This is a genomic window from Nitrospinota bacterium (assembly GCA_016208975.1).
Taxonomy (GTDB): Bacteria; Nitrospinota_A; UBA7883; order UBA7883; family JACRLM01; genus JACQXA01.
The window spans coordinates 1,092,537-1,119,093 of record JACQXA010000004.1; the positions used below are offsets into that span (position 1 = coordinate 1,092,537).

Here is a 26,557-nt window from a genome sequence, read left to right on the forward strand (position 1 = left end):
TTGAAGGAAGCCCATGGCGAACCTTAAGGACATAAAACGGCGGATAGGCTCCGTCAAGAACACCCAGCAGATCACCAAGGCCATGAAACTGGTGGCCGCGGCGAAGCTCCGCAGGGCCCAGGAGGCCGTGGTGCTGGCCAGGCCATACGCCGAGAAGCTGGCCGAAGTGATGGAAGGGGTGGCCGCCCGCTCCCGGGAGGACGTCCACCCTCTGCTAAAGCGGCGGGAGGTGAAAAAGGCCCTCATCGTGGTGATGTCCGGCGACAAGGGTTTGTGCGGCCCCTTCAATAGCAACGTGTTCAAGGCCACGCAGAAGATAATTGCCGACCTTTCGGCCAAAGGGGCCGAGGTGTCGCTGATCATTTCCGGCAAGAAGGGGGTGGACTTCTTCAAGCGCAGGAAACTGCAAATCCGCCAGGTTTACCTGGATTACGGGAAGAACCTTGGTTACGAGCTGGCCCGCTCCATGGCGGGGCTGGCGGCCAGCGTGTTCCTGGAGGAAGAGGCGGACCAGGTTTACATGGTCTTCAACAAGTTCAGGAACGTGGTGGTGCAGGAGCCCAGGACAATCCAGCTTCTGCCCGTGGCCCTTCCCAAACGGGACGAACACGGCCAGGCGCCGGTGGATTTCGAGTATGAGCCTTCCGCCCATGAGATAGTGGGGGAGATACTGAAAAAATATATCGAAAGCCAGGTGTTCCAGGGGCTTTTGGAGTCGTCCGCGTCGGAAAACGGCGCCAGGATGACCGCTATGGACGCGGCCACCAAGAACGCCAAGGAAATGATAGCCGCGCTTACCCTTTCGTACAACCGCGCCAGGCAGGCGGCGATCACCACGGGCATCATCGAGGTGGTCTCTGGCGCCGACGCCATAAGCTAATAAAAGAACAGCGCAAAAACGGAATTTGAAGGAGCGATTCTGACATGACCACAACCGCGACAGCGACGGGCCGGATAAACCAGATCATCGGCCCGGTTATCGACGTGGAGTTCCCGCCCTCTGGCCTGCCCAAGATATATAACGCCCTCGTCATCCAGCGGGAGGACGGTAGCAAACTTATCGCCGAAGTGGCCCAGCATCTGGGCGAGAACAAGGTCCGCGCGGTCTCGATGGACACCACCGACGGTCTGGTGCGCGGCATGCCCGTGACCGACACCGGCGAGGCCATCACCACCCCGGTGGGCAAGGAAGTGCTGGGAAGGATAATAAACGTCATCGGCGAGCCTGTGGACCAGCAGGGGCCGATCAACGCCAAGGTGCGCTGGTCCATACACCGGGACGCGCCTTTGCTGGTGGACCAGTCCACCTCCGCCGAGCCGCTGGAGACGGGCATTAAAGTCATAGACCTGCTGGAGCCTTACCTGAAAGGCGGCAAGACCGGCCTTTTCGGCGGCGCTGGCGTGGGCAAGACGGTCCTTATAATGGAGCTGGTCCGCAACATAGCCTATGAGCACAGCGGTTTTTCCGTTTTCGCCGGCGTGGGCGAGCGGACCCGTGAAGGTAACGACCTTTACCATGAAATGAAAGAAGGCGGCGTTCTGGACAAACTGGCCCTTATATACGGCCAGATGACAGAGCCGCCCGGCGCGCGCCTCCGCGTGGCGCTGGCTGGCCTTACGGTGGCCGAATACTTCCGCGACGTGGAAGGGCAGGACGTGCTTCTTTTCGTGGACAACATATTCCGCTTCTCCCAGGCGGGTTCCGAGGTGTCTGCTCTTCTGGGCCGCATGCCCTCGGCGGTGGGTTACCAGCCCACGCTGGCCACGGAGATGGGCAACCTGCAGGAGCGCATCACCTCCACCAAAAAAGGCTCCATCACGTCGGTGCAGGCGGTTTACGTGCCAGCCGACGACTTGACGGACCCGGCCCCGGCCACCACTTTTGCCCACCTGGACGCTACCACGGTGCTTTCGCGCAGGATTTCGGAGCTGGGCATATACCCCGCTGTGGATCCGCTGGACTCCACCTCGCGCATTCTCGACCCGCTAATAATCGGGACCGACCACTACACCGTGGCCCGCGGCACCCAGAAGATACTGCAAAGGTACAAGGAGTTGCAGGACATCATCGCGATCCTGGGCATGGAAGAGCTTTCGGAAGACGACAAGGTGACCGTGGCCCGCGCCAGGAAGGTGCAGAGGTTCCTGTCCCAGCCCTTCTTCGTGGCGGAAACCTTCACCGGCTCCCCCGGCCGCTATGTGCCCATTAAGGAGACCATCGCCGGCTTCAAGAAACTTATCGAGGGCCAGTGCGACGAGATACCGGAACAGGCTTTCTACATGGCCGGAAACCTGGACGAGGTTTACGAGCGGTTCGAGAAGATCAAGAAAGGCTCTTAGGAGATGGCTGATAACTCTAGCCCCACAAGCCTGAACCTGCAGGTGGTGACACCCCAGGGTATGGTGGAGGACGTTTCGGTGGGCATGGTAACCCTTCCCGGCGTGGAAGGCGATTTCAGCGTATTGCCGGGTCACGCGCCGTTAATTTCCATCCTGGCCCCGGGCGTTATCGTTTACCAGGAGGGGGGGATGCCCCGCCTTTTAAGCGTATCGGGCGGTTTCGCCGAGGTAACCGCCGGGCGTGTTCTGGTGCTGGCTCGAACCTGCGAAGGCAAGGACGATATAGACCTGGCCCGGGCGGAGAAATCCATCACGGACAGCGAGGAACGGCTCCTCACCATGTCGTATGAGAGCGAGGAGAGGGCCCACGCCGAGGAGCGTTTGGCCAGGGGCAAGGCTCGCGCCGCCGTGGTAAAAGGGGAGACGCCTTACAACCTGTAAGCGGCTTGACGACTTTTAAAATCAGGCGGATGCGGTATTAACCGGTCCGCCTTTTTCTTTTTCCCGGGGGTTTACGGATTATACAAGGTAGCCGCCGGCGCAAACCAACTTAAGACGAGATAGGCTAGGATAGTCAAAGCAGGCTTAAAACGACCGGCGGCTTCCTTGAACCTGTTATTTTTAGCCATTTTGCCGGACGCATGGTATATCTTTAGTCATATTTTTCTTTTTAAATTGGCGTTTCGCCATGCAATTCCGGGCCGATTCTGGAGATGAAGATTGGATCGCAAACTTGAGGTGGTGGAATTCACAAACCACCTGGGTATCGGCGGAACCGAAAAGACCATTTACACATTCCTGAAACATCTGGACAGGGAGCGGTTCCACGCCACAGTGGTGGCCACATCTTCCGACGGCGAAAGGGGTTGGGAAACCGCCATCCAGGGGTTGGGGGTGGAGGTGGTAATCGCCGGGGAATCGGGGCTGGCCGAGACCCTGCGGAACATAAAGCCGGACATTTTCCACATCCACAGGGCCGGGTGGCCCGAGCAGGGGCCCATAACCACCGCCAAACAGGCGGGCGTCCCCGTGGTGATAGAGCATAACGTGTTCGGCCGGGTGGACAACACCCCCGAAAACGCCATGATAGACAGCCACATCTTCGTATCCTACAGTTGCGCCTGGCGCTACCAGATGTGGCTGGGCAAACCGTTGACCGGCCTTGGGTATCAGGTTCTTTACAACCCTGTGGATATGGACGAGTTCGACCGCTCCGGTTTGTTCATCCACCGGGATTTCACGGCAAAATCCATCGGCAGGCTTGGCCGGGCCGATGACACCAAATGGGATTTTACGTTTCTTGAAGCGTTACCATTAATAGCGGGCGAGCATCCTGATGTAAAGTTCCATGTTATGGGTATCACCCCGGCGGTGGAAGGCAAAATAAAACAGATGGGGCTGGAGAGCGTACTCAAGGTTTATCCACCCACCGCCGATCCCGCCAAAATCATGGAGTTTTACGCGGACATTTCGGTGTTCACCCATTTCGCCTCCATGGGGGAGACTTTCGGCATCGTGCTGGCGGAAGCCATGGCGGCCAGGCTTCCAGTGGTCACACACTACACGCCGCCATTCATAGATAACGCCCAAACGGAACTGGTGAACGACGGATACAATGGATTTGTGGCCCGCACGCCGGAGATATACGCCGACGCGGTTTGCTATTTCCTGTCCTCGCCGGATTCGGCCAAAAGGGTGGGGGAGAATGGTTACGCCAAAGCCCGGTCATCATATTCGGCCCCCGGGCTTACCCGTGGGCTTGAAAACATTTTTGCCCAAACCGCAATCTGGAAAAATAACCTTTGATAAAATGGTCCATGACTTAGGTCATGGACGAGGCGTGAACCGGAAGTTATATTCAACCGCCATAACGCTTCTATCGGCAAGGCTTAACGGGAGGCTGGCAATGTTTGTATCTTTAAACATCGTTTCAGTGTTAATCGCGCTGTTCGTATTCGTGGGAAATGGCCCCAGGGCGTGGGCGGAACAGCGCTCTCATGAGCATTCATTGCCCGGCCATGGCGAGAAAACCACCCCTAAAAAAGATCTGACCATGATCCAGGTGATGCAAGACCTGGCCATGAGTTTTAACAGGCTCCAGTCGGGCATCCTGTCCGGCAACCGGCTGATGATAGAAGAAGGCGCCCGGAGCATTGCGGAGCATCCCATGCCCGCAGGAGGGCCCAAACCTTACATAAAGAAAAACGCGGACAAAATAGCCGAAGTGTTGCCCGGCATGGATGAGGCTGTCCACCATACAGCCGTAGAGCTAAAAGAGAAGGCGGCCACCGCCAGTCTGTTAGAAATGCAGGGGATGGCTAATAAACTGGCCAGCGGATGCGTGGCCTGCCACGATTTCTTCAGGGATAAATAAGCGGTTTCAGCCAAATAGCCAGCCGTGCCAGAGCCGCCTGGGGCAACGTTACAAGCTTCAAGGCGGTTCTGGTTATAAGGTTATCTTCCAAACTCGCCCGCAGTACATAAACCGGGATGGCGCCGTTCTCCACAGCCATCAGGATACCTGTTAAAACTCCATCATCCACCACGGCTATTTGCGATACTTCCACCCCGGCGGCTCGCGACGCCATCATTAACCCTTCCGGATCCGGCTTCCGGCGCGCCACCAGATAATTGACCTTGGGATACAACCGGCCATAAGCTTCTTTACGGGTCTCCATGGCCCGTTTGGTGTTGGACAGCACGAACACCCGCCCATCCCCGAACGCCTCCAGCATTTTTTCTATAACGCCGGAGCCGGTGGCGTCTGGCGTGGCGCTCCAGATGGGGCCCAGCACGCCGTCATGGTCCAATATCACCACCTTGGCGCCAAGGCTTTTTAAATAACCAGCATCCAGGTTTTCCAGGGTAACGGGGCCGCGTAACAATGGGGCCAGGGTGTTGGTGTGGGGCAGAAGCCGTTTAAAAGTGGAGCGCATATTCCTTTATTTAATACCGGGTTACATATACTAACCCATCCTGCGCGGCTATGTTTGCGGGACTTTTGTCCAGGCATGTCCGGTTTCAAACCACTTGTGGACAAATGGCCGCGCATTATCAGGACATATTTTTGTTATTAATATTTGTACCGCAGGACAACCTTTGGAAATAACGCGCGTTAATAAAAACGGCATGGCCTATGCTCTCTTACCGTTGCGGCTGGCAGATATTAACAACGAAAGCGAGGCTAACATGAAAAGCGGTAAATGGAAATTAACTTCCGCCGCGATTGCCCTTTTTCTCACGGCATGCGGCTCTTCTGGCGGAAGCGACATGACATCGGAAGAGACACGCCCGGTGAACGGCTCTCTGTCGGGAAATGTGGGTTCTGTAAAATCCGTGGAAGCGGTCCGCGTAAGCGACGGCGCCCGGTTCGCCGCTGATGTGTCGTCCAACTCCTCGGCCAAAATGACGGCGCTCACATCCACGGCGCCTTCCAACAGCTTCACCCTGTCCCTCCCGGTGAACGCCTCTTACACCCTTAACATAGTGGCCGCCGACAACACGTTGCTGGCTTCGTTGCAGTTCGCGGCCAACTCCGCCGGAACCGCCACCACCAACACTTTCACCGTGTCGCCGAATCCGGCCCCATCCGCTACAACCGGCTCCACGGCCACAACGGCCATAGACCTGGGGAACATAACGGTTCCGGCCACCACCAGCGCAACTACCACTGGAACCACAACTTCATCCACCGCCGTGGCGGTTGTAACGCCGCAGTTCAACCCCTTGTCGCAGGATGACGAGGATGACGACGGCGTGGCCGACCTGGATGACGACGATTACATGGCCACAGGCGTTACCTCATCCACCACAGGCGGCTCAAGTTCGTCCAGCGGCTCGATGGACGATGATGACGATTCCGTAAGTGACGACCCGGATGATGATTCGGCGGGCGATGATCCGGACAGTGATGACCCTGACGATGATGACGACCAGGACGCGGATGAAGATTCTTCCCCGGCTGGCCAGTCCGCCTCTAGTCCGGCGAACGGCGGGAGCCACGACGACTAACCTTTTGAGGCGCAGGGGGAATGGCCGGCGGGCGTAATGCCCCCGGCCTTTTTTTATTGAAGCTTATCTTATGGAAGGAGCCTCGGCGGTTCCGGTTATTTTCACCGTCACGCCGCCGTCCGCGTTTCTGGGGAAGAACGAGAGCAGGGGTTTTAGCTTTTCGTCCAGCGGGCCTGAAAACTTCAGGTTAGCTTTTAAGTTAAGCCGGGAAAACCTTGGGTTCGGGTTCAACAATATTTCGCCCAGAACCGACACCTCCAGCATGGGGCTTTTCAACTCCAGCCGGTCCACGGCAAGTGTCCCTGATTTTAGCGACACTTCCATCACGCCGGAATCCAGGGGAATGTCCCCCATGTCGGCCACCAGCACTTTGGACAGGCTAACGCTTCCGGCATCCAAGGCCAGTTTCATGGCGCCTTCCCCTTTCATGGGGTCCATCCCCTCGAAAGAAAATGCGCCGCTCCCGGTAAGCCTGCCGCTAACTTTACCCATGGTGGATTTTTGCAGGACCGGAAGAAGGGCGGGATTAACGCCCTCCATCTCTATTTGCACATCGGCCATGTTCCTTTCGAACAGGCGCTGGCCGCCGCTTATGTCTATGGCGCCATCCAGCGTTTCAAGGTAGGCGCAAAAACCTTTGCGGAATGTGAGGGCCGACGTCACCGGAAATTTTAGTTTGGCCTGGGTGGCGGATAATATTTCCTGATTCCCGGAAGGGCTTGGCGCGTATATGGTAAGCCCCGCAAGCTTTACGCCCAGAGGCGGGGCCAGCGCGGCCTCATCGGCTTTCACTTTCACCGGCATGCCTTCCGTGGCCCTGTCCACCAGCGAAAGTAACGCTTCCGACGGGAACCTTATGTACAAAAACAGCAGGAACGCCGCCACGAAGAAAATGAAGTACCCGCCGAACCGGGCCATTTCCGGCCTGTCCGCGAGGGTCTTGGTAACGCGCCACGGCTTCGCCTTCAGCGCCAGCCTGAAAAGCTTCATAACAAGTTCCACGGCTTTTTTCATTTGGCCAGCTCATATCCGGCTATGGTCATGGAAACATCCAGCAACGAGGGGTCTTTAAACTGTGGTTTTATGGAAACCCGTTTAACCCTCAACACTCCTTGCGCGTCCTTGAGCGACTGGATGAACATCAGCAGGCGCGGCAGACCCACTTTTTCCATGGAGATTTCCAGCGTGGATTCCCTGAACTCCCCCATCAGCACAGGTTGCTGGGGGGACATGCCGGTGACATTCTCCCGCACACCACCGGCCTGCGTAAGCCCCTCTATCTCGGACAAGGGTGAGACGCCCGCGGGGTTTTTCTTCAACCGCGCCGTAAAACTTGTCAGGTCGGCTTTTAGCCTGGCGGCTCTCACCGCCAGGCCTTTCACCTCCATCAGCTCTTCGGCCTTGGCTTCGATCTTGTGTTTCATGGATTCGCGTTTTTCCACCACCGGCTCGTAAACGCCCACCCACAGGAATGTGAGTAGCGCCATAATCCCGCCGCCAGATACTAACCAGCGCTCCCGGGGGGCCATATTCTGGTACGCCGTAATTATCTTGTTAAACACCTTTAACCTCCATCACCGGGCGGTTTCTATGGTCATGCGGAACTCCACCGTGCCAGGGGCTATGGCGGCTTTAACGCTATCCACCACGGCTTTCCTTACCCAACCCAGCTTCTCGATGTTTTTGCGGAACGCCTCCACCTTGTCGAACGATTCCGTGCGGCCGGTTAACGAAATATGGCCCCATTCGTACACAAACTCGTCCAGGTCCAGCCTGGCGCCTTCCGGGGCTGAACTGGTTATGCCGTAAAACCGCTCCAGGAACGGGTCCCGCTCCCCCACGGCGGAGCCCAGGGCGCCAGCCTGTTTCTCCATGGCGTCCAGCGCCCCTTTTAGCTGGGATATTTCCGACACGATGTTGGTAACCTCGGGCATGGCTTTCTGGAACTCGGCGCGAACCTGGCCTTTGAGGCCGTCGTATTTGGCCGACAGGCTGATCCCCTCGGCGATATAAGCGGCCAGCATGGAAACCGCCAATACGCCCGCCAGCGCCATGGCCACCAGCACATGCCGCCGCCCTCCGGTAAAGCCCCGCTTCTTCCGGAACTCGTTCTTGCGCAGGTTTATTTCTTTCATCCCCCCGCCTTTAACCGCCAGCAGGGCCGCCCCCAAAGCCCCCGCGAACACCGGGCCCGCCGATGACCCGGCTTTCAACCCCTCCACCTGGGCCGTAGCCGCCGAGTCCGGCAGGTTCACGCGGCCCGAGGGCATGCCCAAATCCTCCCCCAGCCATTGGACGAACTTCGCGTCGGCGCCCGGCTCGCCGCAAACCAGCGCCCCGGCCACCTTCTGCGTCACTGCTTTGCGCCTGGCCGCTTCCGCCGCCAGATAGACGGAACAGGCCACGGTTTTCGCGAATTCCTTGCGGCCGTCCTTGTCATCCTCGCGGGCCACGGCCGCGTCCGCCGCGGGTTCCGCCGTGTGGACGAAGACCGGTTTGCCGCTCTCCATTATCACTATGGTGGTGAATTCCATCCCGGCGTCCACCAGCGCCGTGCCTCCGCCGGAAGCGGATACATGCCCGGTGGATTCCGCCAGCGCGAAGGGCAAGGGGATAACGTAATCGGGGTCTATCCCGGCTTCCGCCAAACCGCCGAGGAATTTTGCCAGCTCCTCTTTTGGCGTCATCACGGCTAAAACCCTTGTCTTGCCGTCCGGGGCGGGGCTATCGGAGAACCCGCATACCAGCTGGCCCGCGTCGAACACCGTCAGCGACTCCAGCTCAAACGGCAACACCTCCTCTATGCGTTTACGGTCGGCGAAAGGCAGTTCCAGCGCCCGGCAGGAGAGCAGGTTTTGCGGGTATATCACCGCCACCGCGTCTTCCCCGGGGTCGAACCCCATGGAGGCCAGCGGCCCGCCGATGCCAGCCGCCAGCGGCGCATATAAAAGCTTCTTCACCGAATGGCCGCGCCACTGCTTTTCTATCTGCGCTATTTTTATCGAATGGGCTCCGATTTCCAGTCCAAATACGTTCATCAAAACACCTTGTAGAATATCGTGTCCGCCGAGGCCGCGCCGCGCCGGTAAACCGCTCTTATGGTTTTAGTGGTCTCCCCGAACGTGGCCTGGGTTTCGGCGGAGTAATAATCGCTTCTCACGTCTATGGCAAGGGCTATCCGGGGATAAATGTCGTTCATGCCCGGTATCCGTTTAATGTCCTCCCGCGCGGTGAACGGTTTTGCAAGCCGCTCCCGGATTATCCCCGCCACCACCTCTTGCGTCATGTCCTCATCCAGGGCGGCCAGAGCCATGTCCGTGGCGGTGTTTACGTTTATCTTGGTGGAAGACCACACCGTCACATGGGGCCTCAGCTTGCCTATCACCTCCGGGGTGAACCCTTTAATCAGCCCCAGCTCGTCCACAGAATCCAGCTTCGCGTTCTTTATCCGGTACGGTTTCTTGAGCGAAAGGTAATAACCCTCCTCGGCCCCCCGTGGAAGCTGGTCGGCGTTGGAATCCTCCCAGTCCACCAAAGCGTCGCAAAGGTTCTCGTCCATATCCAGCCTTTTCAGCAACCGGCGGAATATCTCTATCCAGCGGTCTTCGGGCCAGCCCCGGTCGGTGGTGAGCAGGTTCAGGTCCACCTTGCCCGACTCGTCCTGGATGTTCACCGACACGAACTCGCCGTCTATGGGCACGGCCAGAATCCCCTGCGCCCATTCTTCCGTGAGTGTGTCGTGGGGAATACCGCTCCTGGCGTCTTCCACCAGCACGAGTTTCGCGGCGGCCTGGCCCGAGCGGGCGGCGTACAGGGCCTTTGTCTCGTCGCGGTATCCCGCCGCCAGGGCGGACTGTATCCACGCCTGGTAGAAGAAATCGAACACGCCTATGGTGAGCAGGGCCACAACGGTTATGGTCAATATCAGGGCCATGCCGTCTTGCCCTTGCAGGGGTCTGGCGTTCACCGCGCGCCTCCCACGGGAATGAGCGCCCGCCTTGTTACGGCGTGGCCCTTCCCGTCATCCAGCGAAAACTCCAGCGACACGGTATTGGGAAGTTTTTTTGACTGGCGCGAATCGTGGCCGTCCGCCCAGTTCACGCCATCGCCGAACCGGAGGTTGAAAGATTTTATCCGGTCGGTCACGTCCAGCTTTTCCCCCATCTCCCGGGCCATGGCCAGGTCGGTCACGTAAGGGTTCTCGCTCCGGTATAGGGTGTATAGCTTCGTCTTGTCGTCGTACTCCACGTTCCAGGTGATAAGCGCCTCGTCGGATGAGGACTCGGCCAGCATGGCCCTTCTGCCAAACCCCGTAAAGGATATTTCGTCCGTGGCGGCCTCATGGGTCTTCAAATCCTTCGCCGCGAAAATGGCCTGGGTCTGGTTGTTGGGGTATAGCGAGGCCGACGCCAGGTCGTCCGTAAGTTTTCGTATGATGAACCGCGCCTCGTGATAAACCCGCGCCCGCTCCTCCACCCCCTGGCCCGCCGAGAGGGTCACCGCGAACGCCTCGAACACCATTGCCGACACGATGGTGAGTATCGCCGCGGCGATAAGCGTTTCCAGCAGGGTGAACCCGCCATGGCCCATTATCCTTTTCCCGTTCATCTGGCTACGTAAGCCCTCAGGCCTGTGATGGGCGTTTCCCTGTCATCCCCTGCGCGGAACACGGAGATTCCCACCTCCCACACGTTTGGAAACGGCGTTTCTTTCACTTCGGCCCGCCACTGGAACCACGGAAAATCGTCCCGTCTCCTTTTTTCGGAAACGCCAGCTTCCGGCAACGGCTCCATCTGCATCCTTTCCATCTCTTCCCGGGCCATCGTCACCGCGTCGGTAAGTTTCGCGGCGTCGTCTGTCATCGTCATGGCCCGGCCGTGGGCGGTAAGCAGTGTCACCAGCGATATGGACAGTATGGCCAGCGCCACCATGATCTCCAGCAGGGTGAACCCCGCTTCAGACCTTATTGCGTTCCGCCGCATGATACCCTTCCAGCGCCTCCACCCGGCCAGTAAGGGAATGGACTATCAGCGTCATCTCGTTGCCTCCGTTATCCGCAAGATGAAACACCGCATAGTCCGCAAACCCTCCGGGAAAACAGTGCACCACCGCCTTGCCCGCCGCCACATTCCCCTGGCTGGCCGTTTCCGCCGACGTTATCCGCACATTAGCAGGCAACTTCGTCCGCTTTGCGAAGGCCAGCTCCGTCTCCTCGAACTGGTTATCCCTGTTCAGCCGCGACACATAAAACTCGTTGGCGCCCAGGTCGAACGTTAACCGGTATGTCAACTGGGTCGCCGCGGACCTGTCGTACACATAGGTTATGGTTCCACCCAGCTTGCGGGCGGCGTATTTAAGCCGCGCCGCGCCCACGTCCGGCAGGCGGGGCAGTAACGCCCCCGCCACGATGACGATGATCACGATGACCACCATCATCTCGATAAGCGTAAACCCGCCTTTGTGGCGCAATGGGTTTTTCATGGGCGCGCTACGCCTTCGCGGCTTACTCTATCTCCCAGCTGTTGATGTCGGCGTTCTTCCCCTCGCCCCCCTGTTCCCCGTCAGAGCCGAAAGAGACGATCTCATATTCGCCGTGGGAGCCTGGGCTGAGATATACATACTCGCTCCCCCACGGGTCTTTGGGCACTTTGGGCAGATACCCGCCCTCGCGCCATGCGTTGGGTATCTGTCCGCTTACGGGCTTTTGGACCAGCGCCAGCAAACCCATCTCTGTGGTGGGGTAGGCGCCGTTGTCTATCTTGTACATGTGCAGGGCCGTCTCGATGGATTTTATGTCCACCTTGGCCTTGGCCATGCGGGCCTCCTCTGGCCGCCCCATTATCCTGGGCACTATCACCGTGGCGAGAATCCCCAGGATCACCACCACCACCAGTATTTCTATGAGCGTAAATCCGCGCCGCCCAATCCGGTTAAACTGTCTCATCCAAGCCTCCTCACAATAAAGCTATTGAGCCATCTGGCTAAGTTCGAATATGGGAAGAAGAATAGCCATCACTATAAAACCCACTACGGCGCCCATCACCACTATCAGCGCCGGTTCCACCAAAGAGGTCATGGCCGAAAGGGCCGTCTCCACCTCGAAATCGTAAGCGTCGGAAATCTTCTCAAGCATCTCCGCCAGCGACCCGGTTTTCTCCCCGGCGCTTATCATCTGCGTCACCAGCGGCGGGAACAGCCCGCTCCGTTTCAGCGGGTCGGCCATGGCCTGGCCCTCGGTGATGTTCACCACCGCCTGTTCCACCGCTTTTTCAATGAGCGCGTTGCCGGTTATCTTACCGGTAACTTTCAGCGAATCAATAAGCGGCACCCCGCCCGTAAGAAGGGTGGATAGCGACCGGGAGAACCGCGCTATGGAGGCGTACTGTACCAGCGGGCCGAACACCGGAACCTTCAATATCACCTCGTCGAACTTGGCGCGCCCCTCCGGGGTTTTCACCCACCGGGCGAACCAGTAGCCGCCTCCGGCGATCGCCAAAATCACAACCCACCACCATGACGCGAGGAAGTTGGACACGAACAGCAGTATCACCGTGGGCATGGGCAGGGCCTGCCGCATGTCCTCGAACATGGATTCCACCTTGGGCGTAACATAAGCCAGAAGGTAAAGCAGGACCCCGCCGCCGATAAGGGTCATAACCGCCGGGTATATCATGGCGGCGGTTATCCTGGCCTTCTGTCTCATCCGCGCCTCGCCGAATGTGGCCAGCCGCGCCAGGGTCTTGTCCAGCGAGCCGGATGTTTCGCCCGCGCGGATGAGGTTAACATACAGCTCATCGAAAGCCTGGGGATGCCCCGCCAGCGCCTCGGCCAGCGACGAGCCCTGCATGACCTTCTCACGGATGTCCGTGATTATTTTTCTAAACTTCACGCTCTGGGTCTGGGCCGCCAGCGCGTCCAAAGACTCCATCACCGTAAGCCCCCCCATCTGCAACGTGGAAAGCTGGCGGGTGAATGTGGTTATGTCCTTGGCGGTGACCCGGTTCATCAGCGACGCCAGCGGGTTGCGGGCGAACTCTTTGCCGGCGGTGTCCTGCGACAGGGTTGTCACCATCACCCCATGCTGTTTGAGCTTGGCCCGGGCGGAACGCTGGGTGTCCGCGTCCACCACCCCGGCGGCCTTTTTGCCCTGCGCGTCGTAACCCTGATATTCAAATACCGGCATGGCCTAATACTCAATCCCAATCCGACGTGACGCGGATAACCTCGGCCAGCGAAGTGGCACCGGATAAAACCGCCTCGGCGGCCTGCTCACGCATGGATTTAAACCCGCTGGCGGCGGCTTTCCTGCGGATGGTGGAAGAGTCCGCCCGGCCTATGATAAGCCCACGGATGTCATCGTCTATCATCAGTATCTCGTACAGGCCTGTACGCCCCCGGTAGCCGCTGTTGTTGCATTCGGCGCAACCTTCTGGGTTGTAAAACACCGCGTTTTCCGGCGCCATGGAAGGCTCCACCCCCAGTTGCAGAAGATGTTCCGCCCCGGGTTTATACGGGGTCTTGCACGATGGGCAGAGGGACCGCACCAGCCTCTGCGCCACCGACGCTATGAGCGACGACGATATGAGGAACGGCTCTATACCCATGTCCACAAGCCGGGTCACCGCCCCCGCCGAATCGTTGGTGTGTATCGTGGAGAAAACCAGGTGGCCGGTGAGCGACGCCTGCACGGCTATCTGCGCCGTCTCCCTGTCGCGGATCTCGCCCACCATTATCACGTCCGGGTCCTGCCTCAATATGGAGCGCAGGCCAGTGGCGAAAGTCAGCCCTATCTTGGTGTTCACCTGCATCTGGCCGATGCCGGGCAGTTGGTACTCCACCGGGTCTTCCACGGTGATGATGTTCTTGTCGGGCGAGTTTATTTCCGACAGCGCGGCGTAGAGCGTGGTGGTCTTGCCCGACCCTGTGGGGCCGGACACCAGAATGATGCCGTGGGGCGACCGGATTAGCCTCACCATTTTTTCCATCACCGCAGGCGGCATGCCAAGCTGTGGGAACCCCAGCATCATGGTGGACTTGTCCAGAAGACGCATAACCACCCGCTCCCCGTGGGCCGTGGGGATGACGCTCACGCGCACGTCTATCTCTTTGCCGGCGATTACTATCTTCAGCCGCCCGTCCTGGGGCAGTCGTTTTTCCGCTATGTCCAGACCCGACATTACCTTGATGCGCGAGATGATTAAAGACTGGAATTTTTTCGGCGGCCGCACCACGTTGCGCAACGCCCCGTCCACCCGGAACCGCACCACGAAATCCCGCTCGTAAGGCTCCATGTGGATGTCCGACGATTTTTCCTTGGCGGCCTCCACCATGATGGAGTTCACCAGCCGGATAACAGGAGCCTCCGCCGAGGTCTCCAGCAGGTCTTCCGGCAGGGCGAGCGCCAGCGCCGAAAGGTCCGCCTCATCGGCCAGGTCTTCCATTATCTCTTTTGTGGAGTTGGCGGCCATGTCGTAGGCTTTGTTGATGGCTTTTAAAACCGTGTCGGCGGCGGCGGCCAGAAGGCTCACCGGCGCGCCATAGGTAAGGCGCAGGTCCGCCAGCGGCTCCACGTCGAAGGGGCGGGCGGTGACGGCCAGCACTTTCCCGCCCTCCAGCCGCAGGGGCAAAATCAGGTTGTCCCGGGCGAACTGGAACGGGGTTTTGCCGATAAGCTCATGGTCCAGCGTGGTTACGTCCACGCTCTCCAGCCACGCAAGCCCCAGCCTTTCGGCCGCGGCCTTTAGCTCATCGCCGGGCAGGCCGGTATCCCGGGTATCGGCGGCCATGTCAGTTTTGCGTTCCATCGCCTTGTATAACCGGTTCCGCCGGTTTAGGCTCCATAGGCGGCTCCGCGATTAGTGGTTCCACGGCCGGGGGGGTAGCCGAAGGCTCCGCCGCTGGCGTATCCACCACCGGGACAGGCTCTGGCGCCGCCGAATCCACCGGAGCCGGGGCGCTCACTGCCGCAGGCTCAGGCTCGGCGGAAACCTCCGGGGCCGCAGGCGCGACAGCCGTTTCCAGGACCGGCGCCGGCGCGGGGACTATTTCCGGCATGGGCGCTTCAGAAACCGGGGCCGCCGGTTTTTCTTCCTTCAATTCCGGCGCGGGCTGAACTTCATTAACCTCCGGAGCCGATTTGTCCGCGCTAGGTTTTTTCAGGTAGCTCTTCTTGGCCGGTTCAGGTTTTATATCCTGACCTTTCCCTTTTTCTTTCACAGCCCCGCCAAAATCCCCAACCTCTTCGGGAGCCAGGGATAGTTTCCCGGCCTTTTCGCTGGTTATCCTGTCCATATCCTCGGCTTTGCCGATGATATGTGGCGTCAGGAACACCAGCAGGTTGGTCTTCACCTTCTGTTTCTTGGTGGATTTGAACAGCCACCCCAATAAAGGTATGTCGCCGAACAGGGGCACTTTCACCTCGGTGTCGTTCAGGTCGTCGCTTATCAGGCCGCCTATCACGATGTTCTGCGTGTCCCGCACCACAACGGTGGTTTTAACGGAGCGGGTAAAGGTCATAATGTCCTTGGCTATCTGGTCTTCCACGGGAAGAACCGACGATATTTCCTGGTACACCGTAAGCCGCACGTCGTTGGACTCGGATATCTGCGGCTTTATCTTCAGCGTGATACCCACGTTCTTCCGCTCGAAGGTGGTAACCACGTTGCCGCCGGTGGTCTGCGACTGGCTGGTCTGGAACGGCACGTTGCGGGCGACGATTATCTCCGCCTCCTCGTTGTCGGTGGTCATGATGTTTGGGGTGGATAGCACGTTTATCCCCTGTTCCGACTGCATGGCGTGCAGAAGGGCGCCGATGTTCAGGAAATCCACGCCGCCGAAGGATATGATGCCGTCCACCACGCCCACCGCCAGCCCCTGGGGCGAGTTGAGGGGGTTCTGCGCCACGGCGTTTATATTGCCGTAGTTCACCCCGCCGAATCCCTGCACGCCGGACTCGGTGAAGTTGGAAGTGGTGCGCCACTCTATGCCGAACTCCTGGCTCTTGTCGGAGGTGACTTCCATTATGAGCGCCTCCACGAACACCTGCTTACGGCGCACGTCCAGTTTCTCTATCACCTGGTCCAGGGTCTCGTAATCCTCCACGCTGGCGGTTATCACCAGCGAGTTGGTGGCCTTGTCCGGCGTGATGGTCACCTTGTCCTGAAGCTTTATGGCGCCAGCGGGGGAGCCGCCCTTTGCCTGGGCCTGTTGCTGGGCCGTGGCCTGGCTGGATGTAAGGTTGTTCAACACCTTGGCCACGCTCTCGGCGTCGGCGTTTTTCAGGTAGCGCACGTTTATGCCGCCCCGGCCGACGGGGGGCTTGATGTCCAGCCGCTCCACAAGCTCGACAATCTGGTCGGTCTGGCCCTTGGTGGCCACAATCACCAAGGAGTTTATCCGCTCGTCCGGGATGATTTGCACATCGGATCCCGTCCACCCGCCTGTACCCGGGGGCGAACCGGTTGGCGCCGACGGCGTGGGCGCGGTGGCGGAACCTGAAGTGGTCCTTGCCCCTTTGCCTTTGAATATTTTCTCCAGCTTCTCGGACATCTCCTTGGCCCCGGCGAACTGGAGCTGTACCACCGTTACCGATTCCTCGTTGGTGGGGGAGTCCAGCTGGTTGATGATGGCCAGAAGTTTTTCTATGTTGGAGGCGTAATCCACCACGATTATGGTGTTGGTCCCGGCGAAGGCGTTAATGAAGCTGTATGTGGGCACAAGCGGGCGCAACACGTTCACCAGCTCGTCGGCCTTCACATGTTGAAGGGGGATGAGCCTTGTTATCATCCGGTCACCCATCTCCGCGCCGGGCCGGAACCCACCGCGCTGGCGCGCCTCGGCGGCGGGCACAACCTTCATCACCCGCCCGGCCTCTATGATGGAGTAGCCGTAAACTTCCAGCGTGGATTCCAGCAGGCGAAGGGCTTCCGGAGCCGAAACCATCTGCGGGGAAATGATGGTCACTTTCCCCTTCACCTTTTCGTCTATAACGAAGTTCTTGCCCGTAAGCTCGGCGATGAATTTCACCACCATCTTCAAATCGGCGTCGTTGAAATCTATGTTTATCTTCTCGCCGGGTTTCAACGGCTCCACCCGCAAAGACATGTCCACCTTGGGCGAAAAACCCTGGGCCGGGGCTGGGGCCGGAGCCCCCATAGGCATGGGCTGTTCCCCTTTCATGAGCCGGGGCTGGTCCACCACCGGCGGCATGGACTGACCCCCTGGCGCAGGTTGAGGCGCGCCCTGGGCGGCCTCCGGCCCGCCAGCCTCTGGCGGAACCGGCTGGGCGAATGCAGGGCCGCCCGCGATGGTGGATAAATGAAAGGCCAAAGCGGTAATGAACGCCGTGGCCCGCGCCGCGCGTTTCTTTTTCATAAAGCCGGTCATTGCACCGTGAACCTCATGGATGTTTTTTGCGTTTTTCTTTCCAAGTCCAGATTGAACGTCGTCTCGTTGCGTAGGGCCTGGAAAAGCTCCAGCCCTTTCTCCGCCGAGTTTAACTCTATGCCGTTTATCCTCTTGACCACGTCCTGGTTTTGAAGCCCCACCTTGTCGAACAGCGAGTTCTTCTTTATGGCGAATATCTTGAACCCGTCGGTCTTGCCTTCCTTGTTGATGTTAGGCACGGCCCGCACTTCCGTTAACAGCTGGTTCATGGCCGCCATCTGGGAATCCAGATACCGTTTGGACACGGCGTATTCCGTGTCCGATATCTGGTTCACGTCCTGCCCCGCCGCCATGGCGCCCCTGGCCCCGGCCCGGCCCATTCCGCCCGGCCCTTCGGCGAACTCCACGTCTAAAGACTCCAGCTTGCCGCCCCGGTTAAGCAGTACCTTGTTACGAAGGATACCGGCTATCCGGGCGCCCAATACCGTATCCCCGGTTTTATAAAGTTTCTGTTCCCGGGTGTCTTTAGCCTCTATGGCCGCCAACCTGTAAACGCCGTGGGGATCTATCACCGTTCCCACAAGCCTTAGCCCCAGCGAGGTTTTAGGGGCCGAAAAAACCGCCATCCCCCCGGTATATGAAGCGGCAAACTCCCGCTGGCCAGCGCTGGACATATCCAGGGCCGATTGGGCGGAGTTGAAAATGTTGCGCTGGATAAGGGCCGTATAATCCTCCTCGGGCTGGAACGCCGCTTTGCGAGCCATGGGGGAAACAGAAGGGACTCCTGTGAAGGACATCCCAGAACTGCCTGATAATACGTCCCCTATAAAAAACGCCACGGCCCCGGCCAACACCCAGGCTATCCAGGCGATTATCGCCAGGTGGATAGCCGTCCAGCCTTTTTTAGGTATTCTTAACTTCATCAAACCAGTAATTATTTAAGATACAGCTCATTTAGTATTTTACGGACACGGTTTTTGTTTTTCGGGACTCGTAATAAAAAAGCAAGCGGCTTGAACGCTGGCGGGAAAACCGGGGCTTGCCGCAAACCGGTGGAATCTGGTGGCGGCTGGTATCATCACCTCTTGAGCATGCCGCTCACATCCAGCCCCATGGCCTGTTCCGCCTCCGACAGGGTGGCGCGGGCCACTTTGCGGGCTTTTTCCGTGCCGTCAAACAGCGCCCCAAGGGCTTCATCGCTATGGGCGGACCAGTATTGCCGCTTTTCAACCAGCGGCCCAATCCGTTCAAAAATATGCCCTTCTAACCGTTTTTTGCACTCCACACACCCGATTTTGGCCTGGGTGCATCCCTCTATGATCCATGGATGCTCCTCCGCAGGGGTGAAAACCTTGTGGAAGCTGTAAGCCACGCATTTTTCAGGGTCGCCAGGGTCGGTCCGTTTAACCCGGGCCGGGTCGGTAACGATATTCTTTATCTTGTGGGCCATCACCTCTTTCGGGTCTGAAAGATATATGGCGTTATTGTAAGATTTGCTCATCTTCCTGCCGTCCACGCCCGGCAGTTTGGGCGTCTCGCTCATCAACGGCTGGGGCTCGGTGAAAACATGCCGCTTGTAGATGTCGTGGAACCTGCGGACAAGCTCCCGGGTAAGCTCCAGATGGGGCAGTTGGTCTATCCCTACCGGCACGAAATCGGCCTTGTACAGCACAATATCCGCCGCCTGAAGCACCGGGTATCCCAAAAACCCGTAGGTGTGGAGATCCCGGTTCTCCACCTGCTCCATTTTTTCCTTATAGCTTGGAACCCGCTCCAGCCATGGCAGGGGGGTTATCATCGAAAACAGAAGGTGGAGCACCGCGTGTTCCGGTATGAGCGACTGGACAAACATTACGCATTTGTCCGGGCTCAGCCCGGCGGAAAGCCAGTTTACCGCCAGGTCGGTCAGGTTTTCCTTTAACCTTCCCGTGTCCTCGTAATTGGAGGACAGGGCGTGCCAGTCCGCCGCGAAATAGTAACAGTCGTATTCTTCCTGAAGTTTAACCCAGTTGGTGAGAGCCCCCAACAGGTTGCCCAAATGGAGGTTTCCGGTGGTCTGCATTCCGGAAAGGACTCTTTTCTTGTTCATCGGATTGAAAACCTTGGCCTGGCGAAAATTTCTAAAGCAGGAATTGTAACACGCCATTTATCAGCGGGCGAATGGTCACGTCTATAATCCCCAGCGGGTTAAGGAACAGGATGAAAATGAGCAGAAACATCCCGAAAGGCTCTATCCTGGCGAAGGAAGAAGAATGGGGCTCCGGCAACAATCCGGTGACAATCCTGCCCCCGTCGGCCGGGGGTATGGGGATCAGGTTTATTATGGCCAGCACCGTGTTGAGGATCACGGAGAAATAGAGCATGTAAATTACCGGCACAATCACCATGCCGCCGATACCCATGGACTTGCCCTGCAGGTTGGCGTAAACCTCCATGAGCGATTCGGGGCTTACGATGCCTATGAGCTTTAAAACCCCCGCCGAAAGCAGGGCCAGCAACACGTTTGTAACCGGGCCTGCCGCCGCCACCCACACCATGTCCCGCTTGGGGTTGCGCAGGTTGTAAAAATTCACCGGCACAGGCTTGGCGTAGGCGAAAAGGAATCCTGACAGCGTATAGAACAATATGGGAAGGATTATTGTGCCGAATATGTCCACATGGGCCATGGGGTTCAGCGTAAGCCTGCCCATCACCTTGGCGGTGTCATCACCCTTCAGATGGGCCATGTAACCGTGCGCCACCTCGTGAAGCGTAACCGCGAAGATTACCGGAAGGGCCATCACCGAGATGGACTGTATTATGTTGCTGATTTCGGGATCCATGGAATTCAAAAACCGCTCCAATTTATTTATAGCATCTTTCCATGGGCCCGGCGGCCAGGGAAGATTACAACGTTAAAATATTAATGATAACCTTCAAACCCGAACCCGCTCCACATTTAATTTGATTTGGTGGTGTCCCAGTTTGAATATCAAATAATAGACAGATCCTTCACTTCGCTTGCGCTTCGCCCAGGATGACAATGTTATCAACGGCTATTATTGTCATTCTGGGCGTAAGTGAAGAATCTCCCCTGTTCTTTTAAACTGGGACACTACCTTTGATTTGCGCCGGTTAATGCGCTTTCAAACCTCCTCCGTTATTGCGGCCCCAGCCCGCCGGGTGATAAAGTAAAAACTGGCCAGGCGGCGGAATTTAAAGAATTTCCTCCTAAAAACCGCCCGGCGCCCAGTTCGGATTAACCCTGCGCCCGTTACCGCGGAGCAGGCGGGTGGAAGAGGGAATACCGCCGATGTTCGAAGCCGACATGGAAATCACGCTGGAGCGGGAGCGCGCTTCCGTGCGGGCGCATGTCCGGGGCTGGAAGGATGGGGGTTACATCCTGGTGGATGTCCCGGACGCGCGCTGGAAACAAAAGGATGAGAATCCTCTCGTGGCGCGTTTGGCTTCATCCGGCAAATATTACGGATTCACCACCCGCGCCATCGGGTTCATGCCCGAAATCAACCTTTTGATCCTCGAATATCCCGAGGACATCGTAGACACGTCCTTGCGGACCGCAGAGCGGTTCACCATAACCCTCCCTGTCACCATGACCATGGCCGTAAAAGACAAGCGGTATGATTATCCAGGCCTTATTACCGACATCAGCAAACATGGTTGCCGTATCGCCTGCGGCAGGCCCTTCAACGTAAGTGAAAGGCTGGCGCTGTCCGGCCAGTTCCCGCAAGGGGATAAATTTGAAAAGATCATGTTCACCATAATCAGCGCTTCCGGCGGGGAGGGGAAGTTTTTCTACGGCGGCCAGTTAACGTTCCCGGCAAAAGAGGATGAAAAGGCCTTGGTGGAGTTCATGAAAAGGGTGAAGATCGCCTATGGCCCATAAACACTTATGGTGAAAGTTTTAAAGAATATCCGCCTGCCCATCGGCGAACGGTGCCAGATTCAAATTGACCAGGGCAAATACCCCTCCGCCATCCGGGGTTACGATTTTCCCCGGTACGCCCTGCTGGAGGGGCCTTTGTCCCATGGCAAACCCATGGTGGTGCCCGTGGGGCTTGTGTACGTGGTGCGTTATATACACAAGGGGCATGTGTACGGCTTTGAATCCCAGCTTGTGAGGGAATATTCCACCCCCATCCGGCTTTGGGTTATGAAATACCCGGACGAGGTGCAGATAATAAGCCTCCGGCAAAGCAAGCGCATATCCACTTACATTCCCGCCACGCTGGAAGTGAAAAACCAGAAAAGGGAAGGCGCCCTGATAGACCTGAGCGAAGGTGGCGGCCTGTTCACCAGCAACGGCGGCGAGATTGAACAGGGCGCCGAGGGCCACATCTCCATGACGTTGCCCAACGGCGAGGAAATAAAAAGCCTTTCATGCAAAGTGCGAAGCTCCGCCTATATCAACGGCAAACTTACGGCCGGAGTCTCCTTCAACCCCGCGCAGGAAGACCAATACAACCGGGTGAGGACTTTCTATTTCTCCGTGGCCGGGCAGATTTAACCTTTTTTCGTCGCTTACGCCATGTCATCCCGGAAGGCGCGAAAACGCCTATCCGGGATCAGGGCCTCGATGTCGAAACGGGTGAAGCCCGGATGCCGGATCAAGTCCGGCATGACAACATTCGCTTCCCAGTGGTCGCCCGACCACGGCTCCCGCTTCCCAGTGGCCGCCCCTGGCCACAGTTCCCGCTTCCCAGTGGCCGCCCCCGGCCACAGTTCCCGCTTCCCCGTGGTCGCCCGACCACGGCTCCGATCCCTCACCTTTTCCCCTTGTGGGAGAAGGCCGGGATGAGGGGAATATAGGTTAATAATCCCTCCCCCCCAGTCCCCTCCCATCGAGGGGAGGGGGGTGAAGAAGAGGAGCTGGCCGGGCGATATCCAGTAGGGGCGTTTGCAAATCGCCCAAGGTAACTCAACGGGTTGCCAGCACAGGAATCCGTGGTCGGGCGACCACGGGGAAGCAAGGGCCTCGATGTCGAAACGGGTGAAGCCCGGATGCCGGATCAAGTCCGGCATGACAACATTCGCTACCCCGTGGCCGCCCCTGCGAAGGACCGGTGAAATAGTGGACGCATGATACAAACAACTATCGGTGGTGTCCCAGTTTGAATCTCAAATAACAGACAGATCCTTCACTTCGCTTGCGCTTCGCTCAGGATGACAATGTTAGCAACGGCTTTTATATTGCCGTTCTGAGCGTAAGTGAAGAATCTCCCCTGTACTTTCAAACTGGGACACTACCAAACTATCTAAACCGTTCTGCGTATTTCATTGGTGTGCTATATTTTAATTTCACACATGGAGGGGTGGCCGAGCGGTTTAAGGCGGCGGTCTTGAAAACCGTTGAACGAAAGTTCCGGGGGTTCGAATCCCTCCCCCTCCGCCAAAATAAACCATAAATATCAAATCTTTGTTGCATCTTCCGCATGCTTCATTTGCTAAAAACCACGTTTGGATATAAATATTCCATGTAGTCAGGCCTGAGGCGGAACACGAGGTGGAATCGGACGCCATCTTCATGGGCCATGCCACTTACAACCTTATGGCAAGCTTTTGGCCGACACCTTATGCCCGAGAGATGGATCCGAAAACGCCGGGCCTGATTTCTACCACATAAAATGATCCAGTTGGTGGTAGAGGAATTTTTTCCGGACGCTCCGGATGGGCTTAAATTACAAAAAAGGAAACGCGCTAAACCTCTTTACGAATAAATAGCGAAATCTTGTTGACTTTCGTTTTTATTTCGACTATCTTTCCTATTAGCCATTTCTGGAGGCTAAGCGTGGATATGAACGGTATCGCTCCCGGTCATTCGCAGGTATATATGGCGCTCATTCATGGCGCCGGGTTGGGTAGCTGGGTATGGGAAAATTTAATTCCATATTTGAATTACCCGGCCATTGCCTTGGATTTTCCCGGCCGGGGCGCGGAGCCATCCGATTTAAAACACCTTGGTTTTGAAGATTATGCGCAATCCGTGGCGGATGTTGTGGCATCGCTGGAAACGGATAACGTGGTTCTTGTGGGCCATTCCATCGGCGGAGCGGTGGCCATGCGCGTAACCAACATGGTTCCCGAGAAAATCTCCTCTGTTGTTCTGGTGGGGGGCACGGTCCCCAAAAGCGGCCGATCGAACCTTTCGGTATCCCCCTTTATAGAAAACGCCATGCTTAGGGTGATTTTCTTTTTTTCGCCCACGGTGAAACCGCCAGAAAATCTCATTAAACAGCTTTGCGCCGGGCTGGATGGCGCAACGGCGGACATGGTTTTGAGCAAATATAACCGGGAATCCGCCCGGTTATTTACCGACCCGGTGCAATGGAACCCTTTGCCGGATTCTATTCCCGTTTATTACGTTAAAGATACGTATCTGGATCAGGACATACAGAATCAAATCGTAAGAAGAGTTAAAGCTGAAAAAGTGTTCAAGCTGGGTCACGGCCATTTGCCCATGCTGGAAACGCCGGAGGAACTGGGCGGGATAATAAATTTGGTGGCTGGAGGCGCCTTGGCGGGCGCTGGAGTATGAAGAAAAAACAGGATGCGCCGGAGGAATTGGTAAAAGCGCTAAACGCCGAAGCGGAGCTTTTATCGGCTTGGAACGCGTTGCGCCCAAGTTGCCGGACGGAGTACACGGCAATTGTGGCGGAAGCGAAAAACGCCGAAGCGCGGAAGAAGGCTGTTCAAAAGGTCATAAAGTTGACCACGGAATATTACAAGGGACATCCGGAAAAGCATAAAACACCTTCCTCCACATCCCGCCTTAAACGGCCCCTTTACCCCATGCCGGAAGGTATCCGCAAAGCGTTAATAAATGCAGTGCTTTTGGAGGCGTACAACAGCCGCCCGCCGTATCAGCGGAACGACTATATCGGCTGGATAACCCGCGCCAAGCGGGAAGAGACACGCCACAAACGGCTGTCGCAAATGCTGGACGAGCTGGAGGGAGGAAAGTTTTATATGAACATGGCATACCATGCCGGTCAAAAAGCCGCCAAACGGGCAAAAACCGGAATGGGAAACAGAAAATGAAGTCCTTCGGATCCGCTCAGGATTGCCGCGTTATCGGCCGGGTTTTGGCCCTTTAGAACGATTTGTCATCCTGAGCGAAGCGAAGGATCTCCCTTTCTTCGATAATACTGGAGAGATTCTTCGGCTCTGCCTCAGAATGACAACGGCTAGGCGCCACAATGACAACATAGAAACCGTTGATTACATTGTCATCCTGAGCGTAACTGAAGGATATGGTTTACGGTTAGCTGTTTTTGATCCTTACAACCGCCAATTTATGGGAGACGGACTGTGCTAATGAAACTTACGCCAAACATGATGGTTGAAAACGTCAACTCCACTTTGGAGTATTACACGGCCCAGCTCGGGTTTGAGCTTGTCATGGCCGTGCCGCAGGATTCGCGGGAGGTTCTTTTTGAGTTCAACAGGGAACGGCCCCTGGTTTACGCCATGGTGAAAAAGGACGGAGCGGAACTGATGTTCCAGACCCGCGAAAGCCTTATGGAAGATGTGCCGGCGTTTACCGGGCAATCCATCGGCTCATCCGTCACGTTCTATATGGAAACGGACGACCTGGACGGTATTTTCCAGAAGCTTGGCCCATCGGTGGATGTGGTCAAAAAACCTGAAACCACCTGGTATGGAATGCGGGAATTTTATATCCGCGATCTGAACGGCTACATTCTCGGGTTCGGCCAAAGGGCCTGACTGTATGGATCCGCGGGAAAAAGCCAGGGAGCTGATGACCATCCCCGGTGTGGGCAAAACCATCGCCGGGGATTTGCTGGAAATCGGCATACAGCATGTGCGGGACTTAAAGGGCAAAGACCATGAAGAGCTGTATGCCCATATGTGCGCCAGGGCTGGAACCCGTGTGGACCGGTGCATGCTTTACGTCATGCGTTGCGCGGTTTATTACGCCTCGAACACAAAGCATAAACCGGAGTTGTTGAAATGGTGGAACTGGAAGGACCGTTAGCCTGTTTACAGCATTATTATCCGGGATGAGGTGAACAAACAATTACAGGCGCTGGGTGGACTTGTCATGCCGGGCTTGACCCGGCATCAGGACCTCGCGTTTCCGTGGCGGCTTAACTTCGGTTGGATAACGTTGGTTGTAACTGGCTGTCGCGGATGCGCCACTGTCCAAACGGAACAAGCCGGATTTTTGGTAGTGTTTCAGTTTGAAAGTATAGGGGAGATTCTTCACTTACGATCAGAATGACAATATAAAAGCCGTTGATAACATTGTCATCCTGAGCGAAGCGCAAGCGAAGTGAAGGATCTGTCTATTATTTGGGATTCATACTGGGACACCACCGGATTTTTTGAAAGGTCAGCTAATGGATCAAGCCATAAAAGATGAAGTGTGGGCCACCATTCAATACATGAATCGTCTGTGGACAGTAGAAAACAGGCCAGAAGAGCTTGCGAATTACTTCCACGAAAAAATGGTGGCAATAACCGCAACGGATAAACTCCGCGTCGAAGGCCGCGCGGCTTGCGTGGCTGGCTGGAAAGGTTTTGTGGAAGCCGCCAAGATCCATTATTGGAAAGAAATTGATCCCAAAGTGGAATTTTTCGGCGATGGCATTTTCGCCATCGTCACCTATTACTTCGACATGTCTTTCGACATGGGCGGAGCCACTATTAACATGAGCGGGCGCGACATGTTCGCGCTGGTGAAAGAGGATGGCAAATGGTGGGTGGTGGCGGACCAATTCTCGCCGATGCCACACTAAGAGGATTCTTTTATGGGTAGAGGGAGGAAACTAAGAGTTGGATATTAACAACAATGGAAAGG

28 protein-coding genes and 1 tRNA gene are annotated in these 26,557 nt (G+C 57.0%); 14 read left to right on the forward strand and 15 right to left on the reverse strand.

Annotated features, from left to right (window positions below; all coding sequences use genetic code 11):
* Positions 1–13: 13 nt before the first annotated feature.
* The 5 genes from atpG (at position 14) to HY751_08980 (ending at position 4,714) form a co-directional block, all read left to right on the forward strand.
* Positions 14–880, forward strand: a complete 867-nt coding sequence (gene atpG / locus HY751_08960; protein ID MBI4666523.1) for an ATP synthase F1 subunit gamma — start codon at positions 14–16, stop codon at positions 878–880.
* A 44-nt stretch (positions 881–924) separates the two neighbouring features.
* Positions 925–2,340, forward strand: a complete 1,416-nt coding sequence (gene atpD, locus HY751_08965; GenBank protein MBI4666524.1) for a F0F1 ATP synthase subunit beta — start codon at positions 925–927, stop codon at positions 2,338–2,340.
* A 3-nt stretch (positions 2,341–2,343) separates the two neighbouring features.
* Positions 2,344–2,781, forward strand: a complete 438-nt coding sequence (gene atpC, locus HY751_08970) for an ATP synthase F1 subunit epsilon (protein ID MBI4666525.1) — start codon at positions 2,344–2,346, stop codon at positions 2,779–2,781.
* 279 nt (positions 2,782–3,060) lie between these two features.
* Entirely contained in the window at positions 3,061–4,146 is a 1,086-nt protein-coding gene (locus HY751_08975) for a glycosyltransferase family 4 protein (GenBank protein MBI4666526.1), read from the forward strand.
* Between the two features lie 100 nt (positions 4,147–4,246).
* Positions 4,247–4,714, forward strand: coding sequence for a hypothetical protein (locus tag HY751_08980; GenBank protein MBI4666527.1), 468 nt, complete (start codon positions 4,247–4,249; stop codon positions 4,712–4,714).
* On the opposite strand, the gene HY751_08985 is transcribed toward HY751_08980, so the two are convergent.
* Positions 4,701–5,276 (reverse strand): hypothetical protein, encoded by a 576-nt coding sequence (locus HY751_08985; GenBank protein ID MBI4666528.1) that lies wholly within the window; start codon positions 5,274–5,276, stop codon positions 4,701–4,703. The two genes, HY751_08980 and HY751_08985, sit on opposite strands and share 14 nt — an antisense overlap.
* A 334-nt stretch (positions 5,277–5,610) precedes the next feature.
* On the opposite strand from HY751_08985, the gene HY751_08990 reads away from it, so the two are divergent.
* On the forward strand, positions 5,611–6,351 hold the full coding sequence (locus HY751_08990) for a hypothetical protein (protein MBI4666529.1): 741 nt from the start codon (positions 5,611–5,613) through the stop codon (positions 6,349–6,351).
* A 63-nt stretch (positions 6,352–6,414) separates the two neighbouring features.
* On the opposite strand, the gene gspN is transcribed toward HY751_08990, so the two are convergent.
* The 14 genes from gspN to HY751_09060 form a co-directional block, all read right to left on the reverse strand.
* A complete protein-coding gene (gene gspN, locus HY751_08995) occupies positions 6,415–7,365 on the reverse strand; it encodes a type II secretion system protein GspN (protein ID MBI4666530.1) in 951 nt (316 codons plus the stop codon).
* The gene (locus HY751_09000) at positions 7,362–7,913 is read right to left on the reverse strand and encodes a type II secretion system protein M (GenBank protein MBI4666531.1); all 552 of its coding nucleotides are present in this window, start codon (positions 7,911–7,913) and stop codon (positions 7,362–7,364) included. The genes gspN and HY751_09000 overlap by 4 nt, the downstream gene beginning before the upstream one ends.
* A 12-nt stretch (positions 7,914–7,925) precedes the next feature.
* A complete protein-coding gene (locus HY751_09005; protein MBI4666532.1) occupies positions 7,926–9,389 on the reverse strand; it encodes a hypothetical protein in 1,464 nt (487 codons plus the stop codon).
* Positions 9,389–10,318 carry a type II secretion system minor pseudopilin GspK gene (gspK, locus tag HY751_09010; GenBank protein MBI4666533.1) on the reverse strand — a complete coding sequence of 310 codons (930 nt, stop codon included), beginning with the start codon at positions 10,316–10,318 and terminating at the stop codon, positions 9,389–9,391. Before gspK ends, HY751_09005 begins: the two co-directional genes overlap by 1 nt.
* Complete coding sequence (locus HY751_09015; GenBank protein ID MBI4666534.1) at positions 10,315–10,959, reverse strand: type II secretion system protein; 645 nt, start codon at positions 10,957–10,959, stop codon at positions 10,315–10,317. The genes gspK and HY751_09015 overlap by 4 nt, the downstream gene beginning before the upstream one ends.
* A complete protein-coding gene (locus HY751_09020; protein MBI4666535.1) occupies positions 10,956–11,333 on the reverse strand; it encodes a prepilin-type N-terminal cleavage/methylation domain-containing protein in 378 nt (125 codons plus the stop codon). The genes HY751_09015 and HY751_09020 overlap by 4 nt, the downstream gene beginning before the upstream one ends.
* On the reverse strand, positions 11,308–11,832 hold the full coding sequence (locus HY751_09025; GenBank protein ID MBI4666536.1) for a prepilin-type N-terminal cleavage/methylation domain-containing protein: 525 nt from the start codon (positions 11,830–11,832) through the stop codon (positions 11,308–11,310). The genes HY751_09020 and HY751_09025 overlap by 26 nt, the downstream gene beginning before the upstream one ends.
* A 22-nt stretch (positions 11,833–11,854) precedes the next feature.
* The gene (gene gspG / locus HY751_09030) at positions 11,855–12,295 is read right to left on the reverse strand and encodes a type II secretion system major pseudopilin GspG (protein ID MBI4666537.1); all 441 of its coding nucleotides are present in this window, start codon (positions 12,293–12,295) and stop codon (positions 11,855–11,857) included.
* Positions 12,296–12,316: 21 nt separating this feature from the next.
* Positions 12,317–13,534, reverse strand: coding sequence for a type II secretion system inner membrane protein GspF (gene gspF / locus HY751_09035; GenBank protein ID MBI4666538.1), 1,218 nt, complete (start codon positions 13,532–13,534; stop codon positions 12,317–12,319).
* A gap of 10 nt (positions 13,535–13,544) precedes the next feature.
* Entirely contained in the window at positions 13,545–15,137 is a 1,593-nt protein-coding gene (gene gspE / locus HY751_09040; protein ID MBI4666539.1) for a type II secretion system ATPase GspE, read from the reverse strand.
* A 1-nt stretch (position 15,138) separates the two neighbouring features.
* Positions 15,139–17,724 carry a type II secretion system secretin GspD gene (gspD, locus tag HY751_09045; protein ID MBI4666540.1) on the reverse strand — a complete coding sequence of 862 codons (2,586 nt, stop codon included), beginning with the start codon at positions 17,722–17,724 and terminating at the stop codon, positions 15,139–15,141.
* 8 nt (positions 17,725–17,732) lie between these two features.
* On the reverse strand, positions 17,733–18,659 hold the full coding sequence (locus HY751_09050) for a hypothetical protein (protein MBI4666541.1): 927 nt from the start codon (positions 18,657–18,659) through the stop codon (positions 17,733–17,735).
* Positions 18,660–18,814: 155 nt separating this feature from the next.
* Positions 18,815–19,825 carry a tryptophan--tRNA ligase gene (gene trpS / locus HY751_09055; GenBank protein ID MBI4666542.1) on the reverse strand — a complete coding sequence of 337 codons (1,011 nt, stop codon included), beginning with the start codon at positions 19,823–19,825 and terminating at the stop codon, positions 18,815–18,817.
* 31 nt (positions 19,826–19,856) lie between these two features.
* Positions 19,857–20,558, reverse strand: coding sequence for a site-2 protease family protein (locus tag HY751_09060; protein ID MBI4666543.1), 702 nt, complete (start codon positions 20,556–20,558; stop codon positions 19,857–19,859).
* Between the two features lie 470 nt (positions 20,559–21,028).
* Here HY751_09060 and HY751_09065 point away from each other — a divergent pair, with 470 nt between their 5' ends.
* The 8 genes from HY751_09065 (at position 21,029) to HY751_09100 (ending at position 26,495) form a co-directional block, all read left to right on the forward strand.
* Positions 21,029–21,622: a PilZ domain-containing protein gene (locus HY751_09065; GenBank protein MBI4666544.1), complete on the forward strand. Its 594-nt coding sequence runs from the start codon at positions 21,029–21,031 to the stop codon at positions 21,620–21,622.
* A gap of 6 nt (positions 21,623–21,628) precedes the next feature.
* Positions 21,629–22,243 (forward strand): flagellar brake protein, encoded by a 615-nt coding sequence (locus HY751_09070; GenBank protein ID MBI4666545.1) that lies wholly within the window; start codon positions 21,629–21,631, stop codon positions 22,241–22,243.
* A 799-nt stretch (positions 22,244–23,042) separates the two neighbouring features.
* Positions 23,043–23,128, forward strand: a tRNA-Ser gene (locus HY751_09075).
* Positions 23,129–23,530: 402 nt separating this feature from the next.
* Positions 23,531–24,271: an alpha/beta hydrolase gene (locus HY751_09080; GenBank protein ID MBI4666546.1), complete on the forward strand. Its 741-nt coding sequence runs from the start codon at positions 23,531–23,533 to the stop codon at positions 24,269–24,271.
* Positions 24,268–24,774, forward strand: a complete 507-nt coding sequence (locus tag HY751_09085; protein ID MBI4666547.1) for a YdeI/OmpD-associated family protein — start codon at positions 24,268–24,270, stop codon at positions 24,772–24,774. Before HY751_09080 ends, HY751_09085 begins: the two co-directional genes overlap by 4 nt.
* Positions 24,775–25,050: 276 nt before the next feature.
* Complete coding sequence (locus HY751_09090; protein MBI4666548.1) at positions 25,051–25,461, forward strand: hypothetical protein; 411 nt, start codon at positions 25,051–25,053, stop codon at positions 25,459–25,461.
* A 4-nt stretch (positions 25,462–25,465) separates the two neighbouring features.
* Complete coding sequence (locus HY751_09095) at positions 25,466–25,732, forward strand: pathogenicity locus (protein MBI4666549.1); 267 nt, start codon at positions 25,466–25,468, stop codon at positions 25,730–25,732.
* Positions 25,733–26,096: 364 nt separating this feature from the next.
* Positions 26,097–26,495 (forward strand): nuclear transport factor 2 family protein, encoded by a 399-nt coding sequence (locus HY751_09100; GenBank protein MBI4666550.1) that lies wholly within the window; start codon positions 26,097–26,099, stop codon positions 26,493–26,495.
* Positions 26,496–26,557 lie beyond the last annotated feature (62 nt).

Coding starts and splice junctions, on each gene's coding strand:
- gspF (MBI4666538.1), bottom strand. CDS start 13,534: ATGCCGGTATTTGAATATCAGGGTTACGACGCGCAGGGCAAAAAGGCC.
- HY751_09025 (MBI4666536.1), bottom strand. CDS start 11,832: ATGAAAAACCCATTGCGCCACAAAGGCGGGTTTACGCTTATCGAGATG.
- HY751_09065 (MBI4666544.1), top strand. CDS start 21,029: ATGTTCGAAGCCGACATGGAAATCACGCTGGAGCGGGAGCGCGCTTCC.
- HY751_09095 (MBI4666549.1), top strand. CDS start 25,466: ATGGATCCGCGGGAAAAAGCCAGGGAGCTGATGACCATCCCCGGTGTG.
- HY751_09005 (MBI4666532.1), bottom strand. CDS start 9,389: ATGAACGTATTTGGACTGGAAATCGGAGCCCATTCGATAAAAATAGCG.
- HY751_09085 (MBI4666547.1), top strand. CDS start 24,268: ATGAAGAAAAAACAGGATGCGCCGGAGGAATTGGTAAAAGCGCTAAAC.
- HY751_09080 (MBI4666546.1), top strand. CDS start 23,531: ATGAACGGTATCGCTCCCGGTCATTCGCAGGTATATATGGCGCTCATT.
- gspD (MBI4666540.1), bottom strand. CDS start 17,724: ATGAAAAAGAAACGCGCGGCGCGGGCCACGGCGTTCATTACCGCTTTG.
- HY751_09100 (MBI4666550.1), top strand. CDS start 26,097: ATGGATCAAGCCATAAAAGATGAAGTGTGGGCCACCATTCAATACATG.
- atpG (MBI4666523.1), top strand. CDS start 14: ATGGCGAACCTTAAGGACATAAAACGGCGGATAGGCTCCGTCAAGAAC.
- HY751_08990 (MBI4666529.1), top strand. CDS start 5,611: ATGACATCGGAAGAGACACGCCCGGTGAACGGCTCTCTGTCGGGAAAT.
- HY751_09060 (MBI4666543.1), bottom strand. CDS start 20,558: ATGGATCCCGAAATCAGCAACATAATACAGTCCATCTCGGTGATGGCC.
- gspG (MBI4666537.1), bottom strand. CDS start 12,295: ATGAGACAGTTTAACCGGATTGGGCGGCGCGGATTTACGCTCATAGAA.
- atpD (MBI4666524.1), top strand. CDS start 925: ATGACCACAACCGCGACAGCGACGGGCCGGATAAACCAGATCATCGGC.
- trpS (MBI4666542.1), bottom strand. CDS start 19,825: ATGAACAAGAAAAGAGTCCTTTCCGGAATGCAGACCACCGGAAACCTC.
- gspE (MBI4666539.1), bottom strand. CDS start 15,137: ATGGCCGCCGATACCCGGGATACCGGCCTGCCCGGCGATGAGCTAAAG.
- HY751_08985 (MBI4666528.1), bottom strand. CDS start 5,276: ATGCGCTCCACTTTTAAACGGCTTCTGCCCCACACCAACACCCTGGCC.
- HY751_09020 (MBI4666535.1), bottom strand. CDS start 11,333: ATGCGGCGGAACGCAATAAGGTCTGAAGCGGGGTTCACCCTGCTGGAG.
- HY751_09015 (MBI4666534.1), bottom strand. CDS start 10,959: ATGAACGGGAAAAGGATAATGGGCCATGGCGGGTTCACCCTGCTGGAA.
- HY751_09090 (MBI4666548.1), top strand. CDS start 25,051: ATGAAACTTACGCCAAACATGATGGTTGAAAACGTCAACTCCACTTTG.
- HY751_09070 (MBI4666545.1), top strand. CDS start 21,629: ATGGTGAAAGTTTTAAAGAATATCCGCCTGCCCATCGGCGAACGGTGC.
- HY751_08980 (MBI4666527.1), top strand. CDS start 4,247: ATGTTTGTATCTTTAAACATCGTTTCAGTGTTAATCGCGCTGTTCGTA.
- HY751_09050 (MBI4666541.1), bottom strand. CDS start 18,659: ATGAAGTTAAGAATACCTAAAAAAGGCTGGACGGCTATCCACCTGGCG.
- gspN (MBI4666530.1), bottom strand. CDS start 7,365: ATGAAAAAAGCCGTGGAACTTGTTATGAAGCTTTTCAGGCTGGCGCTG.
- atpC (MBI4666525.1), top strand. CDS start 2,344: ATGGCTGATAACTCTAGCCCCACAAGCCTGAACCTGCAGGTGGTGACA.